At 32.3% G+C, this 17,196-nt stretch carries 24 protein-coding genes and 1 pseudogene; 13 read left to right on the top strand and 12 right to left on the bottom strand.

What is annotated here, in order from left to right:
* The 3 genes from ACQKNR_RS08230 to ACQKNR_RS08220 all read right to left on the bottom strand — a co-directional run.
* On the bottom strand, window positions 1-141 hold a 141-nt coding region (locus ACQKNR_RS08230), incomplete at its 3' end, for a YrzI family small protein (RefSeq protein WP_427317026.1).
* 28 nt (window positions 142-169) lie between these two features.
* Window positions 170-313: a YrzI family small protein gene (locus ACQKNR_RS08225; protein ID WP_427316846.1), complete on the bottom strand. Its 144-nt coding sequence runs from the start codon at window positions 311-313 to the stop codon at window positions 170-172.
* A gap of 27 nt (window positions 314-340) precedes the next feature.
* Window positions 341-481 (bottom strand): YrzI family small protein, encoded by a 141-nt coding sequence (locus tag ACQKNR_RS08220; RefSeq protein WP_427316844.1) that lies wholly within the window; start codon window positions 479-481, stop codon window positions 341-343.
* A 440-nt stretch (window positions 482-921) separates the two neighbouring features.
* On the opposite strand from ACQKNR_RS08220, the gene ACQKNR_RS08215 reads away from it, so the two are divergent.
* The 7 genes from ACQKNR_RS08215 (at window position 922) to ACQKNR_RS08185 (ending at window position 5,206) form a co-directional block, all read left to right on the top strand.
* Window positions 922-1,527, top strand: coding sequence for a DUF4825 domain-containing protein (locus tag ACQKNR_RS08215; RefSeq protein ID WP_427316843.1), 606 nt, complete (start codon window positions 922-924; stop codon window positions 1,525-1,527).
* A gap of 3 nt (window positions 1,528-1,530) precedes the next feature.
* On the top strand, window positions 1,531-2,019 hold the full coding sequence (locus ACQKNR_RS08210; protein WP_427316841.1) for a DinB family protein: 489 nt from the start codon (window positions 1,531-1,533) through the stop codon (window positions 2,017-2,019).
* A gap of 122 nt (window positions 2,020-2,141) precedes the next feature.
* Window positions 2,142-2,522 (top strand): GntR family transcriptional regulator, encoded by a 381-nt coding sequence (locus ACQKNR_RS08205; protein ID WP_427316839.1) that lies wholly within the window; start codon window positions 2,142-2,144, stop codon window positions 2,520-2,522.
* Complete coding sequence (locus tag ACQKNR_RS08200; protein ID WP_427316837.1) at window positions 2,519-3,391, top strand: ATP-binding cassette domain-containing protein; 873 nt, start codon at window positions 2,519-2,521, stop codon at window positions 3,389-3,391. The genes ACQKNR_RS08205 and ACQKNR_RS08200 overlap by 4 nt, the downstream gene beginning before the upstream one ends.
* The gene (locus tag ACQKNR_RS08195) at window positions 3,388-4,056 is read left to right on the top strand and encodes a DUF4052 family protein (protein ID WP_427316836.1); all 669 of its coding nucleotides are present in this window, start codon (window positions 3,388-3,390) and stop codon (window positions 4,054-4,056) included. The genes ACQKNR_RS08200 and ACQKNR_RS08195 overlap by 4 nt, the downstream gene beginning before the upstream one ends.
* A 41-nt stretch (window positions 4,057-4,097) precedes the next feature.
* A complete protein-coding gene (locus ACQKNR_RS08190; protein WP_427316835.1) occupies window positions 4,098-4,577 on the top strand; it encodes a CcdC family protein in 480 nt (159 codons plus the stop codon).
* Between the two features lie 119 nt (window positions 4,578-4,696).
* Window positions 4,697-5,206 carry a 2'-5' RNA ligase family protein gene (locus tag ACQKNR_RS08185; RefSeq protein WP_427316833.1) on the top strand — a complete coding sequence of 170 codons (510 nt, stop codon included), beginning with the start codon at window positions 4,697-4,699 and terminating at the stop codon, window positions 5,204-5,206.
* A 15-nt stretch (window positions 5,207-5,221) separates the two neighbouring features.
* Here ACQKNR_RS08185 and coaW read toward each other — a convergent pair whose 3' ends face one another.
* From coaW to ACQKNR_RS08145, 8 genes are all read right to left on the bottom strand, one after another.
* Window positions 5,222-6,043, bottom strand: a complete 822-nt coding sequence (coaW, locus tag ACQKNR_RS08180; protein WP_427316831.1) for a type II pantothenate kinase — start codon at window positions 6,041-6,043, stop codon at window positions 5,222-5,224.
* 93 nt (window positions 6,044-6,136) lie between these two features.
* Window positions 6,137-6,529: a 3-hydroxyacyl-ACP dehydratase FabZ family protein gene (locus ACQKNR_RS08175; RefSeq protein WP_427316829.1), complete on the bottom strand. Its 393-nt coding sequence runs from the start codon at window positions 6,527-6,529 to the stop codon at window positions 6,137-6,139.
* A 56-nt stretch (window positions 6,530-6,585) separates the two neighbouring features.
* Window positions 6,586-7,785 (bottom strand): LL-diaminopimelate aminotransferase, encoded by a 1,200-nt coding sequence (locus ACQKNR_RS08170; RefSeq protein WP_427316828.1) that lies wholly within the window; start codon window positions 7,783-7,785, stop codon window positions 6,586-6,588.
* A gap of 542 nt (window positions 7,786-8,327) precedes the next feature.
* Complete coding sequence (locus ACQKNR_RS08165) at window positions 8,328-8,690, bottom strand: hypothetical protein (RefSeq protein WP_427316826.1); 363 nt, start codon at window positions 8,688-8,690, stop codon at window positions 8,328-8,330.
* Between the two features lie 185 nt (window positions 8,691-8,875).
* On the bottom strand, window positions 8,876-9,169 hold the full coding sequence (locus tag ACQKNR_RS08160) for a hypothetical protein (RefSeq protein ID WP_427316824.1): 294 nt from the start codon (window positions 9,167-9,169) through the stop codon (window positions 8,876-8,878).
* Window positions 9,170-9,325: 156 nt separating this feature from the next.
* Window positions 9,326-10,528, bottom strand: a complete 1,203-nt coding sequence (locus ACQKNR_RS08155; protein ID WP_427316822.1) for an MFS transporter — start codon at window positions 10,526-10,528, stop codon at window positions 9,326-9,328.
* 304 nt (window positions 10,529-10,832) lie between these two features.
* Entirely contained in the window at window positions 10,833-11,267 is a 435-nt protein-coding gene (gene exsC, locus ACQKNR_RS08150) for an exosporium protein ExsC (protein ID WP_427316820.1), read from the bottom strand.
* Window positions 11,268-11,437: 170 nt separating this feature from the next.
* Entirely contained in the window at window positions 11,438-11,590 is a 153-nt protein-coding gene (locus tag ACQKNR_RS08145) for a YqbF domain-containing protein (protein WP_427317024.1), read from the bottom strand.
* A 522-nt stretch (window positions 11,591-12,112) separates the two neighbouring features.
* Between ACQKNR_RS08145 and ACQKNR_RS08140 the strand changes: the two genes are divergently transcribed.
* From ACQKNR_RS08140 to ACQKNR_RS08115, 6 genes and pseudogenes are all read left to right on the top strand, one after another.
* Window positions 12,113-12,898, top strand: coding sequence for a class I SAM-dependent methyltransferase (locus ACQKNR_RS08140; RefSeq protein ID WP_427316818.1), 786 nt, complete (start codon window positions 12,113-12,115; stop codon window positions 12,896-12,898).
* 69 nt (window positions 12,899-12,967) lie between these two features.
* Entirely contained in the window at window positions 12,968-13,156 is a 189-nt protein-coding gene (locus tag ACQKNR_RS08135) for a YvzF family protein (protein WP_427316817.1), read from the top strand.
* Between the two features lie 77 nt (window positions 13,157-13,233).
* Window positions 13,234-14,137: pseudogene (locus ACQKNR_RS08130) on the top strand (nucleoside hydrolase).
* 182 nt (window positions 14,138-14,319) lie between these two features.
* The gene (locus ACQKNR_RS08125) at window positions 14,320-14,562 is read left to right on the top strand and encodes a GlsB/YeaQ/YmgE family stress response membrane protein (RefSeq protein WP_427316815.1); all 243 of its coding nucleotides are present in this window, start codon (window positions 14,320-14,322) and stop codon (window positions 14,560-14,562) included.
* A gap of 79 nt (window positions 14,563-14,641) precedes the next feature.
* On the top strand, window positions 14,642-15,037 hold the full coding sequence (locus tag ACQKNR_RS08120) for a cytosolic protein (RefSeq protein WP_427316813.1): 396 nt from the start codon (window positions 14,642-14,644) through the stop codon (window positions 15,035-15,037).
* Between the two features lie 355 nt (window positions 15,038-15,392).
* A complete protein-coding gene (locus ACQKNR_RS08115) occupies window positions 15,393-15,539 on the top strand; it encodes a chorismate mutase (protein WP_427316812.1) in 147 nt (48 codons plus the stop codon).
* A 480-nt stretch (window positions 15,540-16,019) separates the two neighbouring features.
* Here ACQKNR_RS08115 and ACQKNR_RS08110 read toward each other — a convergent pair whose 3' ends face one another.
* On the bottom strand, window positions 16,020-17,084 hold the full coding sequence (locus ACQKNR_RS08110) for a CotS family spore coat protein (RefSeq protein ID WP_427316810.1): 1,065 nt from the start codon (window positions 17,082-17,084) through the stop codon (window positions 16,020-16,022).
* Window positions 17,085-17,196 lie beyond the last annotated feature (112 nt).

Here is a 17,196-nt window from a genome sequence, read left to right as displayed (position 1 = left end):
GAAAAGACGATTGTAATAAGAGGATTGACGCTCTTTTACTTCGTCCATAATAGTTTGAATGTGTTGTTCGTGTAAAATTTCTTTCTGTGAAAGCTTACGTTTTTGAATGGTAATCGTTAAAAAAAATGCTTTAAATTTCATGAAGATATTGCCCCTTTAAAATATATTTTTAATACATTTGAGTATAGTATGAACTTTTAATATCCGTAACTTTATCCATAGTTTGTTTGAATTGTTTTTTGTGAAAGGCTTCTTCATTCGATAATACTTTTTTCTGAAGTGCCACTGTAAAAAAGAAAATATGAAAAGTCATAAATGAATTCCTCCTTTCGAAAAGGAATTACAGGTGATCACAATAAAGCACTTGGCGCTCCTTAACATCATCCATAGCTTTTGCTATTTGCTCATTATGAAGCATTTCAGTTCTTGAACGTCTATTTCTTTGAATCGTAATACTTAAAAACAATACGCGAATAGTCATTGAATGTTGCTCCTTTCTTTGAAAAATGATGTAAGAGACTAAAAAATCGCACAAAAAAGCCACAGGAAGATACAGTTCTCCTATGGCTGGGCGTGAAAAAGCCACAGGAAAGCATGCGACCTCCTGTGGCGAATTTATGAAATAAAAGAATTAATGTGCGATTTTCAATTCTCCATTAGGGTGGTCGAATTTATATTTAATTGTCCGAAAAACACAGGTGCAGTTAACGCTAAAGTTAATGCATGTAATTGTAATTTCATCATTTCATTCGACCTCCTTTTAGAATATTTTTCTTACGTTAGTAAGTATATACAATTAATGGATAATTGTAAACACAAAAAATGAAAATTTTTAATTTTGATTAAAATGCGTATATTTAAAAGGGATTTGAAAGTAAATATTGTAATTAACGAAATATCGATAAAAATGGGGGCTGCTAAATGAAATATATGCATCATAATGTAATCGTTATGCTAACAATTTTATTATTTATTACTGCTTGTTTTAACGGAGAAAGAATAAAAGAAATATCTGATATTGGACCTGCTGATTTTAAGAAATATACTGGTACATACGTTGGAAGTAATTCTGATGTGGTTGCGATTGTTACAAACTTGCCTGGTGGTGAAACATTTCAAAGTTTAAGTTTAGAAAATGAAAATATAAAAGTGAAATATGGTGCAAAGGAGAATGGAAATCTTACAGAAGACATGATTGAGACGTATTGGTTTGATGAGAAAGATACGATGAAGAAAAATTTTCTCTTTAATGCTATTTATCTTGCAATTTTAGTACCAAATGCAAAAGAGTATGGATTTCAGCTGGAAAATAAGGAATTCTCACTAAAAAGAGACGAATTATTATCAGTGCTTTATAAAGAATTTGATGATTTTCCAAAGGGGGATCATACATGGAATAAGGGTAACGTAATGAACTTCTTTTATGCTAATTTAGAAAAAATAAAAACGCTTGTTAATAATAAAGATTTCCGAAAGCAGTTTTTTAATGAACATCCTATACGAGAATATAAATTGATAGGTGGATGAAAAATGGAGATAGTATACAAAATTTCTTATCATAGAATGTATGATCACTATTTACCTAAGTTAGTACACACAATTAGGAACGTTAATGAAGAAGAATTGTGGAAAGAAGGGGCTTCTGTTAACTCAATTGGTGGAATTGTACTGCATATGTGTGAACATGTACAGAGAAATACCGATCGTTATAAGAATCCAAATATAACTTTTGAAAAGGGAATTGAGGAGTACTTTCCGGTAAAACGATTAAGTTTTGAAACTTTGCTAAAAACCGTTGAAGAAGTATTTGATGAATGGCGAAAAGCATATATACAAGCACGGAAAGAAAATAGACATATTGATCTTCAAAGCTTATTACACTTAGTGGAGCATACAAGTTATCATTTAGGGCAAGTAGTAGATCGTACAAAATCTATAAAGGGAAAACAGTTTAACTTTTGTCAAAATGGTATAAATGAAAAGAATTTGAGAACAATAGTTGAAACTACGAGCTTTTGAAAGAGAGTCATTCTATAGCGAATGATTCTTTTTTTGTTAAAGAAATTTATGGAAAAAAATAACTCGATGTGATATGGTTAATTACATAAGTAATGAACCTATGAACCTAAGGTGGTGAAATTGTGAAACCTACTCTAGAGCAAAATAAGTTAATATACATACAAATTGCAGAAACCATTGAATCTGATATTTTAAAAGACATATTACTTGAAGAAGAACAAGTGCCATCGACAAATCAATTTGCGAAAATGTTACAAATTAACCCAGCTACTGCAGCTAAAGGGGTAAATGTATTAGTGGATGAGGGGATTTTATATAAAAAGAGAGGGATCGGGATGTTTGTTACAAAGGGAGCGAAAGAAGTCGTACTAAAAAAAAGACAAAATACTTTTATGACCGAATATTTACCTAAAGTGTGGGAAGAAGCAAAAGTACTAGAAATATCAAAAGATGAGTTGATGGAAATGATCCAAAAAATTACGAAGGAGGGGAAAGAGGGATGATTGCACTTGAAACGAAAGATTTAACGAAAAAATATAAAAAGAAAGTAGCTGTAAATGAAGTAACCATTTCATTGGAAGAGCATAAAATATATGGTTTGCTTGGAAGAAACGGAGCAGGGAAAACGACTTTATTAAACTTACTTGCAGGTCAGATTATTTCGAGTAGTGGAAGTGTATCTGTATTTGGTGAAAATGTTTTTGAAAATAGTAATGCGATGCAAAATATTTGTTTTGTTAGAGTGAAAGAAGAAGCTCATTTAAGTTATAAAGTAAAAGAAATCTTTAAGATGTGTAGCATGTTTTATAAAAATTGGGATGGAAAGTATGCTGAAGAACTTGCGGGTAAATTTCAGCTAAATATGACAGAAAAATACCATAAACTATCACATGGTATGCAAACAATTGTAGGAATTATTCAAGGACTTGCAAGTAGGGCGCCAATTACAATTTTTGATGAACCAACTACAGGTTTAGATGCAGCACATCGTGAATTATTTTATAGTTTACTATTAGAAGATTACGGAGAGTATCCAAGAACAATTATATTATCAACACATTTAGTAGAAGAAGTAACCCATGTTATTGAAGATGTAATCATCATAAAAGAAGGAAGACTAGTTGTTCAATCATCAGTGGAAGATTTATTACAACAAGGTCATAATATATCAGGGCAAAAAGATAAAGTGGATGAGTTCTCAATCAATAAAAAAGTTATAAACCGAGAAGTTTATGGAAATAAGGGGATTACTGTTATATGGGAAGAGCTTTCTAATGACGATTATTACTCTCTCGAAAAAGAAGGAATAGCAGTTGAAAGAATTACATTACAAAAACTATTTATTCACATGACTGGTGGTGAAGTGAAATGACGATGTTAATGAAGCAGTTGAAGTTACATATAAATTTTCATTATAAAGCAATTTTAATCTTTTGGATTACAGCATTGCTTATAAAAGGAATCACAAGTGCCATGGATTTAAAAGAAATAAGAGAGGGATTTTTACAACATATATTAAATAATCCTTCCATTGTAATTATATTGTTTATAGTAGTAAGTACTTTTATTATACAGGATGATGTGTTTCGTTTAGCAGTTTCATTTGGAGTAACGAGATTACAGTTTTTCATTGGAGCAGTTTGCTATATTATATTACAAGCTGCGGTTTTCTCATTCCTTCAAGTAATTCTTTTACAAAATACATTGTATACAGCAAATACTAGTTTAGGAGAACACTCAGTTAAACAGTTTATTGTACAACTATTATTGTATGTTACAATAGCAACTTTCTTTCAAGTAGCAGTAGTGATTAAGAAACGTTTTAAGTGGATTGGTCTTATGATAGGCGGAACACTTTTTATATCATTGAATAGTGTGCTTTATGCAGAAGTAGGAATACAGGATTTAAATTCTACATCTAATCTATCTTTAATAGATATCCCATACTTTACTGTCATTTCAATTGTATTAACTATCGTCTATATCGTGACTAGCGGTATATTTATTCGAAAAGTATCATTTGAGCAAACGATTTAAAGCATTATTAGACAAATATTTTGGGAGAGAAGGCAAATCAAATGGGAGACACATCTTCACTAATCGCAGTCTTTTTATGTATTGCACTACTAATATTTTGGCGCCGTTACCGCTCTATGTATAAGCCAATAAAGGGAACGGGAAAACGTATTTTGTGGCCATTACTATTTTTAACACCAGGGATAATATGGTTTTTTGGACCCGTACATCCAGCTATATTACAAGTATTTATAGCCGCATTCATTGGGATTCTTTTCGCCGTACCACTTATAATTCTAACAAATTATGAGCGAAGAGATGATGGGAATATTTATACGAAAAAAAGTGCAGCTTTTTTAATTACTTTTATTGCACTTGTTGTTTTAAGATACGGTTCAAGGCAATATATTGTTAACTTAGATCAACAAACGATTGGTTTATTATTTTACGTCGTTGCAGTATCGTATATTATCCCGTGGAGAATTGCTTGTTATATTAAGTTCAGGAAAGTTTGGCGGGAAAATAATAAGCATGCTATATGAAAACTTCTCATTTGAGAAGTTTTTTACTTTTATATGTAAACGAAATAATTTGTTGAAATGCAAGCTACCATGCAATATGATAAATATAAAAAAATTGAGGAGAAGTGGAAGATATAAAAATGCGTACAATTTTACTTTTTCTAAATAACATGTCAATCAATGTAATAGAGGCTATTAGAAAAAAACATGATCCTTTATTTGGATTAATCCCACCGCATATAACAATTGTATTCCCATTTGAAAGTCCCATTTCAAATGATAAGCTGAAATTACATATTTTGAATGTGTCAAAAGGGATACAGAAGATAGAAATTGAATTTGCGAATCAAATAACGAGTGAAGGAGAATATTTGTTTTTACGAGTTGAAAAGGGAAAAGAACAAATAAAGGAACTACATGATATCCTGTATACAGGACCTTTATTTCAATTTTTGGAAAGGGATATTCCATACATACCGCATGTAACAGCCGGGAGAAAAGAAAGTGCCGAGTTAGTAGCTAAAGTAGTTAAGGATATTCCTAGTTTTCATGAGAAGTTAAATTGTGTGATTGATAGAATTAGTGTGGAGCGAATTGGAGAGAACGGGGAATCGATTATTGAATTTGAAGTGCCATTGCCAAAAAGCTGACAAAAGTCAGCTTTTTTAATTCGTAATATGAAGTAAGGCACCAATCGCACCGCTATTCCCACCGTCTTGTATAAAGATTGGTGTTTTATTTTGATATTCTGTATAACTGCTAATAATATTTTGAAGGTGTACGTTATTACATAGGGTTGAACCAATATAGATAATATGATCAATGTTTTTCGCTTCGGCGAATTGGAGGCTTAATGCAGTAACGACTTCGCCGACAAGCCCTTGAACGGTTGCGATTATATCTGAGTTAGCAATATCTGAGTCTATAATAGCTGCTTTACCAAAGTTGCTTGCTGTTAAGCTATTATCAATAGGGGAGAGAATCCCACCATAAATATCTCCAACTGTAATATCTAAATCTTTTCTAGAACCTACTTTTGTTAAAGGGATTACATCTTCAAAATGATCGATATTTGTTAATAGTTTTGAAAGTCCCATAATAGTCCCACCACCAACTCCAGTTCCACCAGCGCGAATATATTGGTCATTATAAATGTAATGGATGGAAGTACCTGTACCGATATTTGTTAAAATAAAGTTGTTTATAGAATGTTTTTCTTCTTTTAATATGTATCGTACACCTGCAAGAGTAGCTTCAAATTCGTTTAGCTCTACTATTTTGTCTGAGTCTGAAAGTAGTTGTTGTAATAGTTTCGCTTTACCACCTGTAATACATATTTGTTTCATTCTATTGTTGTTCTTAAGCCAATCTATAACTTTATCTTGTTCATGTGAATAAAATTTTTCAAAAGCTAATTTCTTTTTTTCGTTTAAATAAGCAATTTTCGTTAATGTTCCTCCAGCATCGATACCGACAATACTTTCCATTTTCCTACCCCTAACTACGTAGTATGTTTATCCTGTTAATTCCGATTAGACCGATTGAGGGGGAATAGACACCCCGACTGATTAAAAGGTCACTTAATTTGCTTGATATATTAATAGCTTTTCTATAGTTACAATTGGCTGATCGTTAACGGTTGCAGTACCTTTACCGAGAATAAACCCCCGACGGTTGCGTGTTAGCTCATAATGTAAATCAAGTTTATCACCAGGATATGCTTTTTCATGGAACTCAACTCCATCTAATGAGGAGAGAAATCCTAGTCCTTCAGAGGTATTTACAAATGCACTAAGCTGAGCAAGTGCTTCTACAATTAACATATGAGGCATATGTTTTTGATTAGCATTTATAAACCATTCGTTATTTGAAATGAGTTTGTATCCCGTAACGGATTTATCTTTTTTCACATTTGTTACTTTATCAATCATTAAAAAAGGATAACGATGGGGAAGAGTGTCTTTAATATGCATATAAAAGTACCTCCAATGAATAATACCCCTGCTAAAGTTAAGCAGGGGAGTAGTATCTAATTTTTAACTAATTCATCTACTTTTTCAAGAGCGAAAATACCGCTATTTCTAATGTTTTCAACGACTTGCTGTAATACCGCTTTATCTTGAACAAGTGCAATACGTACAAAGCCTTCTCCGTGAGGCCCGAATGCATGACCTGGTGTAACAACGACATTTGCACGGTCCATTAATGCGTAAGCGAATTCTAAAGAAGTCCATCCTTTCGGTATTTCAGCCCAGACGAACATACTGCCAGCTGGTTTATCGACATTCCAACCGAATGTTCTGAATCCATCGACTAAAGTATCTCTACGTTCTTGATAAATTCCGCGGTTTTTCTCACAAAAATCAGCGCCATTTCTTAGTGCGGCAGATGCTGCTTTTTGAATTGGTAAAAATACTCCGTAATCTGTATTAGATTTAAATTGCGTAAGCGCGCCGACAATTTCTTCGTTACCAATCATATAACCAATACGGCTACCAGCTAAACTATAACTTTTTGATAAAGAGTTAATTTCTACACCAACTGCTTTTGCACCAGGCACAGATAAGAAGCTAATTGGTTTTTGTCCATCAAAATAAAATTCAGCATAAGCAAAATCATGGACAACGATAATATTATGTTTTTTCGCGAATGCGATTACCTCTTTAAAGAAATCTTCATGAGCCATTGCTGGAACTGGATTCCCTGGGAAGTTCAAAATCATCATCTTCGCTTTATCGGCGATTACCTCAGGGATAGCTTGTAAGTTAGGTAAGAAATCATTTTCTTTCTTTAATGGCATGTAGTAAGATGTTGCACCCGCCATTTGAATACCTGTTTCATAAGCTGTATATCCTGGATCAGGAACTAATATAATATCTCCCGGATTTGCATAAACCATAGGTAAATGAACGAGACCATCTTGTGAACCCATTAATAATAAAATTTCTTTTTCGGCATTTAATATAACGTTATGAGTATGATTGTAATATTCAGTTACAGCTTCGTGAAATTCTTGAATACCTGTTAATGTGTATCCGTAGCTTTCTTTTTCACTTGCTGTATGTACCATTGCTTCTCTTACGAAATCAGCAGGAGGCATATCAGGATTCCCGATACTTAAATCAATCATTTTATGACCTGCTGCAATTTTTTCTTTTTTATAGGCCCCTAATTCACTAAAGATAGAAGATTGAAATGCTTTCATTCTAGTTGCTAACGTGTAAGTCATCAAAACCCCTCCTAAAAACAGTGCTTTCTTTCTTCGTTTTTAATAATTCTGAAAACACATGTTTACATTTTATCATTTTTTTATGAAAATTAAAACGATTGACAAATTTAGAGGTCAGATTAGTCTGTTTTGAAAGGGGGCGGTGTAAATAGGATAGACCGGTTAACTGAAATGTCTATTATACCTTTCTATACGGGTCAGGATGTTTTATAGTTCTTGTTAAGTATATCTCGCATATTTTGAATGAAAAAGAATACGAAAACAAAGCCTAATATTCCGCTAATCCAATAGTATGAATTTCCTGTCGTGAATTTTTCGTAAAATGAAAGTGCATTCCATAGGATTAGGATGACGGAACAAACTGTTGATATAATTAAAGAACTTAAGTTTCTCAAAAAAAAGCACCTCACAGTGAAATAATTTGGGTTATTATATAATACTACATTTAAATTAAAAGATTTAAAAGGAAAACATATATTTGAGGAAGATTTCTAAAGTGAAATAACGCAGAAAATATTTTCTGCGTCTTATCTGAAATTTAATCATTTATTTTTATATGTACATAATTTTTCAGCTGTCAAAAAGTATACATTTAATTTACCATCGACAATTTTTAAAGTTTGATCTGATGTAAATGAGTTACCATAATCAATGTGATATACATTAGAATTTTTGACAAATGAACCTTTATATAAATCTTCTTTTTTATTTGTTGTTTGCATTTCTACTAAATTTTGAACAATTTCCTCTTTATTTTCCTTTTTGACAACTGTTTCAAATTTATAATATACAGGACATTCACCATTTTTATTGTCAACGACTTCCCATGAACCATATATATCATTGTTACTGCATCCACTAAGTAGAACGACTAGTATAGGAAATATAAGTAGATATTTTTTCATTTCGTGCTCCTTTCTTATTATTGTTAATAAACGTGCGAATACGATAGGGATATTGTAATAAATAAAGTTTAAATTTTTATAAAGAATTACTTAATTTCGCATGAAAATTGGGAAAAACATAGCAAAAAATAAAAGGCATGAATCTAGCGTAATACTAGTATTCATACCTAGCAGTATATTTTTGGCTATGCCTTGTTGAGGATAAATGAAGAGGAAATCAGGATGACTATTCCATTTAAAATATATATACTTGCAATAATAAAGGCTAACGTACCTGTGCCAAACACAGCGTTACCGAATATAGAAGCGAACGATACGGTAATCAAAAAGACAATGGGAGTTAACAGTAAAAATATGAAACCTGCCACAATTCTTCTTTTAAAGCTATGTTGAGAAAGGGAAATAGCTAAAAAGTTTATGATGCTAAACATAGCAATTACAAAAAGAAGGACAATAAACACCTGCATACCATCAGACATTTTCGCAACTCCTTTATATATTATTTATATACTGTATTCGAAAGTAAAAAGGGGTACTCCTTTAAATATTTTCGATTAACGTAATAAATAGTTTTTCTATAAAACAAAAAAGCATGGCCCAGTATAAAACTGAATCCATGCCCAATAATGTTTAAGTTATAAATTCGCAGATTGCGAAGGTTGTTTTTCATATTGTTTCTGCTTAGAAAAGGAAATGGAGATAATTAACAATGAAACGACTCCGAAGATGAGAACCATATATTGCAGTCCAATCGTATCTAAGAAGAAGCCAGTTCCGAGTAAGACAATTTGGAACATAACTCTCTCAAACATATTACGGAATGAGAAGAGACGGCCGTGATAGCTTTTTTCCACTTTCGTTTGGAAAATTGTCGACATAATAGGGAAGAAACAGCCGACACTAAAGCCAAACAAACCAAATGATACAAGAGCCATCCATTTTATATCGCTAAAGAACAATGAAAGGTGTGCAAAAGCGGTACAAACTGCGAAGAAATATAGCAATTTTTCAGGTTTGAAATGATCAGATAAACGTTTAATAACGAAGGCACCTACCATAAATGCGACACCTTCAATTGTATATATGAATCCTTTAATCGTTGGATCATGTTGCATTTCACTAATATTAATAACCATTAAATTAAATCCAGCTATAAATAATAGAGGGATGATACTTAATATAAGTGCTGTAAAAGCAATAGGAATTCCTTTTAAAATACGAAATACTTCCATAAAGCTATTATCTTTTGCAGCTTGTTTACTAGGTGTTGTTGATTTTTTATCTTCGAATTGTAGGAAGAAAGTTGAGAGGAATAATAAAGCGTAGGCTGCCATCGAGAAGGCATACATATATTGTAAACTCATCACAACTAAAAGAATTCCACCTAGTGAAGTACCTGCAATACGAGCGATTGTACCAACGTTCATATGTACACCGTTCATCTGTAATAACTCATGCTCACGTACGATGAGTGGAATTACAGATTGTAATGCAGGGAAATAAAATGCTGCTGAAATTTGCAGTGCAACCATAAATGCAATCATAAAGGCGATACTTTCATATTGAATAGCGAAAAACATAAAAATAACACTTAAAACCCGGCCAAACCCAGCATAAAGTAGAACTTTTTTCTTTTCATACTGATCGATAACACGACCAGCCATAGGACCAACTAGAACACCTGCTAATAGTCCGATAAATAATATAACTGATTTCATGAAATCAGAAGGGACATATTTTTGCATAAATTCAAGGTTGCCAAGAATACCAAGCCATAACCCTAGACCAGCAATAAACTCTCCAATTAGAACGATCCAAACATTTTTATTACGCCACATAATATAAAACCTCTCCGTCTTTTAAAATGAAAAACTCGTATATAAAACCTCCTTATTTATGTATTATTTTTTACGAACTTTTTTAGAGTCAGAGTCTATATTACGTGTTTCATTAGTGGATTTCAATCTTTTTGATTTGTAAAAAAACTGATTAATTTAAGGGTGAAATGAGCAATTAAAAATGTGAAAAATTTATGATTCAATCATAAGTGAAGGTAAAGAAAAACATAGAGAAAATAAAAAAGCAAGTACGTATATACTACGTCTTGCTTTATCCAAATACAAAATCACACAATCGGGTCACTTAGCAACATTTGCGCTCTTGTCCAATAGCTAAGCCGCTAAAAGATAGTGGACCAACAACATTTGCACTTGCACCACTAGTAAGGTTTTCTACAGTTAATGAATACTCGTGTGTTCCACAGCTAACATTTTGATCTATAGCTTGAAATGTTTGAGCGTAGAATTGTTCAGAATCTGTAGATTCAATACCTACTTGTGCATTGAAAATTTCAATGTTATCACGGAAAATTCGGAATAAAACTTGTGAAATCCCAGTTATACCTTCAACCCCAACTGTAGCAATTAATTCTACTCGATTATTACGTGAATCTCTTCTTGAAATTTTTAATTTAATCTTTGCTAAAATTGCTTTATCTGGAGAAGCTGGAATTGCAAAAGTTGTTTCATTCGTTTTACTTATAGGTTGAGTAGCTTGGTAATCAATGATATGAGTCATGTTCGTCACCTCCTCATATACTAAAATATGAAGGTAACGACGAATTAGCTTGGACAAATATTGGAATATTTTAAGCAAATTGAGAACAATTATTGGAAAGAGGGAGATCATATAAAAGCATCAAGAATGTATCACAATTAAGTGAGGTTTTTCTTGATGCTTGTTTTACATTAGGCAGAATATTCTTCTTTACGTACTTCGAAAAATTCATTTCGGCGTAAGTAATTATACGTTTTTTCCGAAACTTCTTCCTCTTGAGATACTAAAAAACGACGATCAAAAGCATAGAATGATTGACCTTTAATTAACTTTACGTAGTATATTTTAAACGCCTCCTCTAACAAGATTATTTCTTCCCTCATATTATGATGACCTATATGTCTGTTAAAAATACTTGGAGTTTCAAAGGGGATAAGTGAAAGGTATGAAAGAGCTTACAAATCTGTAAGGTTTATGTCACCTTTTCCGATAGTGTACATTAACCAATGTCTTCTATACTACAAATAGGTTCCATAAAATAAGGGGGGAGAAAGATGGATGAAGTACTTGGAGAAGTTGTAGCAGGGATTTGTGAATTTGTAGTTGAAGTAACGGCGGATGCTATTGGTAGCTTGGTTTCTAGAAATGAAGAAGGGGAAAAAGAAACCTTATGAAAAGATTTAAATTAAAAAGCTAATTTTAAAATACTTTGAAAGACTGTGGGATTCATTCTCGCAGTCTTCTTTATTTTTCTGTTACGAAGAATAATATGTAATACTTCTAAAAGAGGAATTGAAAATATGTAAAGAGAACTAATTAATTAAATGACTTGTATATGTAAATAATAATAGAAAGAAGATGATAACATGAGTAAAGAAGAGCTTGTAAAGCATCAATTTGGTAGTAATGCAGAAAAATATGTAAAAAGTAAAATGCATGCTAAAGGACTGGATTTACAATATGTAGTTCAACAAGTGGAGTCTCGTCATAATAATCGTCTTCTTGACATTGCTACCGGTGGCGGACATGTTGCAAATTTATTGGCGCCATTGTTTAAAGAAGTAGTTGCATTAGACTTAACAGAGAAAATGTTAGAGAATGCTAAGAAATTTATTATAAGTAACGGACATGAAAATGTATCTTTTGTCGCTGGAAACGCTGAAAATTTACCATTTGCTGATAAAGTATTTGATACGATTATATGCCGGATTGCAGCACATCATTTTACGAATCCTATACAATTTATTTATGAAGTAAATCGCACGTTGGAAGATAATGGATTATTTATTTTAATAGATAATGTTTCGCCAGAAAATAATGAATATGATACATTTTATAATTTTATAGAAAAAAAGCGAGATCCGAGTCATGAAAGAGCTTTGAAAAAAACAGAATGGATTACTTTATTAGAAAAGAACGGTTTGCAAATGCAGTCATGTTTTACTTTTGATAAGAAATTTGATTTTGACTGGTGGTGCGATATGATGGATGTTCCTATACAAAAGCGTGAAAAATTAACAGAATGTATGATGAAAACATCAAACGAAATGAAGGAATATTTTAATATTCAGTTTGAAAATAATAAAGTAAAGTCGTTCTATACTGAAATGACTATGTTTACATGTAAAAAAAGTACAACGTTAAAAAGATAAATATGTTGCAGTCTTTCCGAAGTACGATATACTTAGTACAGAGAAATTGAGAATTGAGGAATAGTTATAATGATTCGTGTACGTATTGAAGGAACTGAGGAAGAAATGCTTGAATTTATGAAACAAATGCCGGACATTCCTGGTTTTGAAAAAACACATATGAGAGACCCGAGAAAAGGAAACAATCCGAAATATGATTCAAGTAAAAATGTATTAGCATATTTATCTTATAAAAAGATTGAAGTCGCCAATAAATAGGCGGCTTTTTTAGTTTGCATCGTTTCACCGCCTTGTCTTTTTCACATAATATTAATAGTAGATTATGCTGAGGAGGGGTGACGATAGTTAATAAGAAAATCATCTTTTTTGGAGACTTTGGTATTGATGACGCCGTAGCCGAATAAAACATGTAAATTAGATATTTAAGATATTGTCGCAGAGTACGGGAATGTATCGCAGGAAATCGTTACGGAAAATGTATATTTTTTAGAAAGGTACTATGCTACACATGTGAAAATCATTGAAGTCGCTAGGAGGACCATGACAGCTGAAGAACTTTTATTTTTCCCTGAAATTCATGGGAATCACGGTTTAGGTCCCATTATTCCACCTGAGATGAGGATTTGTAAATGGGAAAATTTTTGTGAATTAATTCAATTAATCGAGCCTTGTCCAGAAAATATAGTTATTGTGACGACAGGAAGACTAACAACACTTTCAACGTTATTTTTATTGTATCCAAATGTAATGGATCGTATTTGTTCCTATTATATAATGGGAGGCGCTTTCCTATTTCCAGGTAATGTTACACTAGTATCTGAAGCGAATTTTTATGGTGATCCAATTGCAGCAAATGTTGTTATGAAATATGTGAAAAACGCTAGCATATATCCGTTAAATGTAACACAGGGTGCTCTTATTACGCCTGAAATGGTCAATATTATTGATAAACAAGGAACCGGACAGGCGAAACTCATTAAACCAATGATTGATTTTTATTATGAGAACTTTTATAAAAAAGAATACCCGGGTATTGCCGGAAGTCCTATACACGATTTTCTGCCGTTTATCTCACTGATAAATGATGTGACAAGGGGTCAAAGCGTAGGAGACTTTAGAAAAATAGCTGAACTAACAAGGTTTGATGATCGGCCAATCCAAAGAATTGCTGTTGGTTTTAACTATCCAGCTTTTAAAGAAGCGTTTATGCGGACGATATTGAAGCCTGATTGTCCTTAATATGTGTAATATCAAGCTGTATAAATCGTTAGTCCAAAAAAATTGGTCAATCGGTGTGTATTGTTCTCAAAAAATCTTATAGTTGAGCTGCATGAATAACTTATGAAAAATGTCACATAACTAATGGTAAGCAATTGTTTCTGATTATATTTTGATTGGTTAAATATAAAGGAGGTTATGATATGATTTGGTCTTTAATTGTTGGTGGGATATTGGGATGGCTTGCAAGTTTAATTACTGGAAAGGACGTACCTGGCGGTGTAATTGGTAATATTATTGCTGGTATTATCGGTTCTTGGCTTGGTACGAAATTACTTGGCAGTTTCGGTCCTATTATTGGTGGATTTGCCATTATTCCAGCTTTAATTGGTGCGATTATTTTAATTTTTATTGTGAGCTTTTTATTACGAGCAATACGAAAATGAATATAGCAGGACTGTTTACATTTGTAAGCAGTCCTTTTTATATGTTATGCTACTATTATATAATCAGGAGGTGTCAGCATTGAAATCATTTACAGTAAATTTCCACCAAGAAGATAATGCAAAAGCGACAACAGTACATAAACTAAGTGAAGAGGACTTCAATAAAGCGACAGAAAAAGGTACTCGTCATCTATTTGATTTAGATACAAACGTTGGTTTCTTTGTATTCTTTGACGCAGAAGATGCAGAAGGAAATGATCAATACTTAATGTTACAATATGAAGGAGATCATGAAGAGCCAAGTGCTTGTTACGGATTTGATTTAAAACTATACTATCAATTTTTAGCACTATACTTAAACGATCTTGAATTCCATGGTGAAACAGATGAGGAAGAGGAAGAGTATGGTCCGATTCATCATTTAGCGCACTTACTTTATCATATTGTTGAAGATGGTAAGTCAATCGAAGTGTAACATGCATACATATTTGAAGCTGTCCTACAATAGGGCAGCTTTTTTATTTATCGCGCATTAACAAGTAGTAAGACTCTCACCTTAAAGTTTAGTTGTAAAGCAAAGAAGATTGGCGGGAGACTAACTGCCCGCAAAAGCCCGATTGGTGTGAACTAATAATCAGTGGGGATGGACACTACTACACTGATTAAAGTTTCACTTTATACAATAAGAAATCGTATCAGTTTATAATGCGCTAAAACAAGTTGAGAGTAGAAAATAAATTCTTAAGGAGGACAATTGTTTATTCCTTCCATGTTTCAGTCGCAATACTTCTGTTATAATGAGCGTAACTAAATTCATGGAGGCTATTTCTATGCTCTTAGATGTAAAACATTTTATTAAAGCAGCAGGATTAACCGTTATCACATCATTAAGTGGAGATAATACATTTGCTAATAATTTTGAAACTGTAAAAAGCGTTATCGCTACATTCTTTAAGAAGTTGAGATTCACCGATTAAATTCATTTGAAAATTACACAAAATCTTAAAGGAAAATCGGATGATTTGATTTGTATTACAATAGAGACAATACAGTTTAACTTTTATAAAGAGATAGATATATTAGATTTTACAGCTTTTGTTCAGTCATTTATGAAGTGGAGGATTTATTTTTCTAGTTGCAAGTAAAGCAGTCTTTTACTGGGAAAAGAGTCCAATAACAAGTTAAATCTGAAAAAGCTATTGGATGAAAATAAAAAGCATGACAATTTTATGTCATGCTTTTTTATTTATATAGGAAAGATATCTTATTATGATTAAGGCGATTTTGAATTAAACTCAATTGGAACATCACTTCTAATATCGTATGTCTTCAATTTAGGCATATGAAATGTAAAATCTTTTTTTCTGTAATTGAAGCAATCTACTGATTTAAATTCGAAGATATATTTGAACTGCAGGTGTAGTTTACAAATAAATCATACCGTACAATTAAGTGACTTAAAATTTATCTATTAATATATTTAAGGCATTTGATTTTATTCTTTCATACTCCATAGCTCCAGCGAGTTCATCAGCAAGTAGTGGGGATTTTCTGACGTATTTTTCACGGATTACATCATATAACTCGTAGGGAAATAGCATATCAATAAACATGATTTTTTTTTGTTCAGATGTCAAAGGAGAAACAGATTCATATGCATTAATCATAATGTTAAATTGGTCTTCGTTCCATGTACCTGTTGTATCTAATAAAGGAATAATCATTTTACGTAAATCCCGAATCGGTAGATCGAATGAAACGGTATCTAAATCAATTACCCAAATTTGATTATTCGTATCTAGTAAAGAATTTCCTGTACCATAATCCTGGTGGCATAAATTTGGGGATACATGTAATTCTTCTGTCCACTTTCGATATTCAGACTCTAATAAACGTTGATACGTAAGTTTTGCTTCTGTAATAAAAGGATCGATTTCAGCTAAGTATAGTTGTGAAAAAGGGTCATCAATCAAGGTTGCAGATAGGTTTTTCCAAACCTCCATTTGTTGAAATCTTTTAATATAATGATTAGGCCAACGACCTAATTTTGTAAAGATAGGTATACCTGGTGGTGGTTTATAACCAATAGAAGCTAAGTGGAAATCTGCTAATCCCTTCATAATCATTTCAAGATCTTCTTGCATAGTCAGTTCAAAAGGTCTACCTTCAATCCACTCGTATAAAACAAATAAAAATGGACCGTGTTTTGTATAGAGTTGGTTCTTATTATTAGGAATTATATTTGGAACACGCATGCCTTTTTTAGAAAGATAATCTTGAGCGTGAATTGAAAATAAAGCTTTCTTTTCAGGGCGATGAATTCTTTTTAAACAAAATGGTCCATCTGAGGTATGAATTTTCCACACTAGAGCAAGTTGACCACCTTGTATAAGCTCGATTGTAGTTGTATGAATATCCCAATGTTTAATCATGCTTTCCGCTAATGATATTAATTTTTTCTCTTCTTCAGGTGATAGTATATATGCCGCTTCCTCATTTTGAATTTCCAAATATGTCACCATCCTTTTGTATTCTCTTATTACTTTATGGTGCATGACCAATTTTGTTCGAGACATTCGCCTTTAAAATAAAAAAGTGATATTTTGCCTAATTTTGATTGTAAAGAATAGAAAA

This window comes from Bacillus sp. NPDC094077, assembly GCF_050279465.1.
GTDB lineage: Bacteria > Bacillota > Bacilli > Bacillales > Bacillaceae_G > Bacillus_A.
This window is presented reverse-complemented; position numbering and strand designations above follow the sequence as displayed.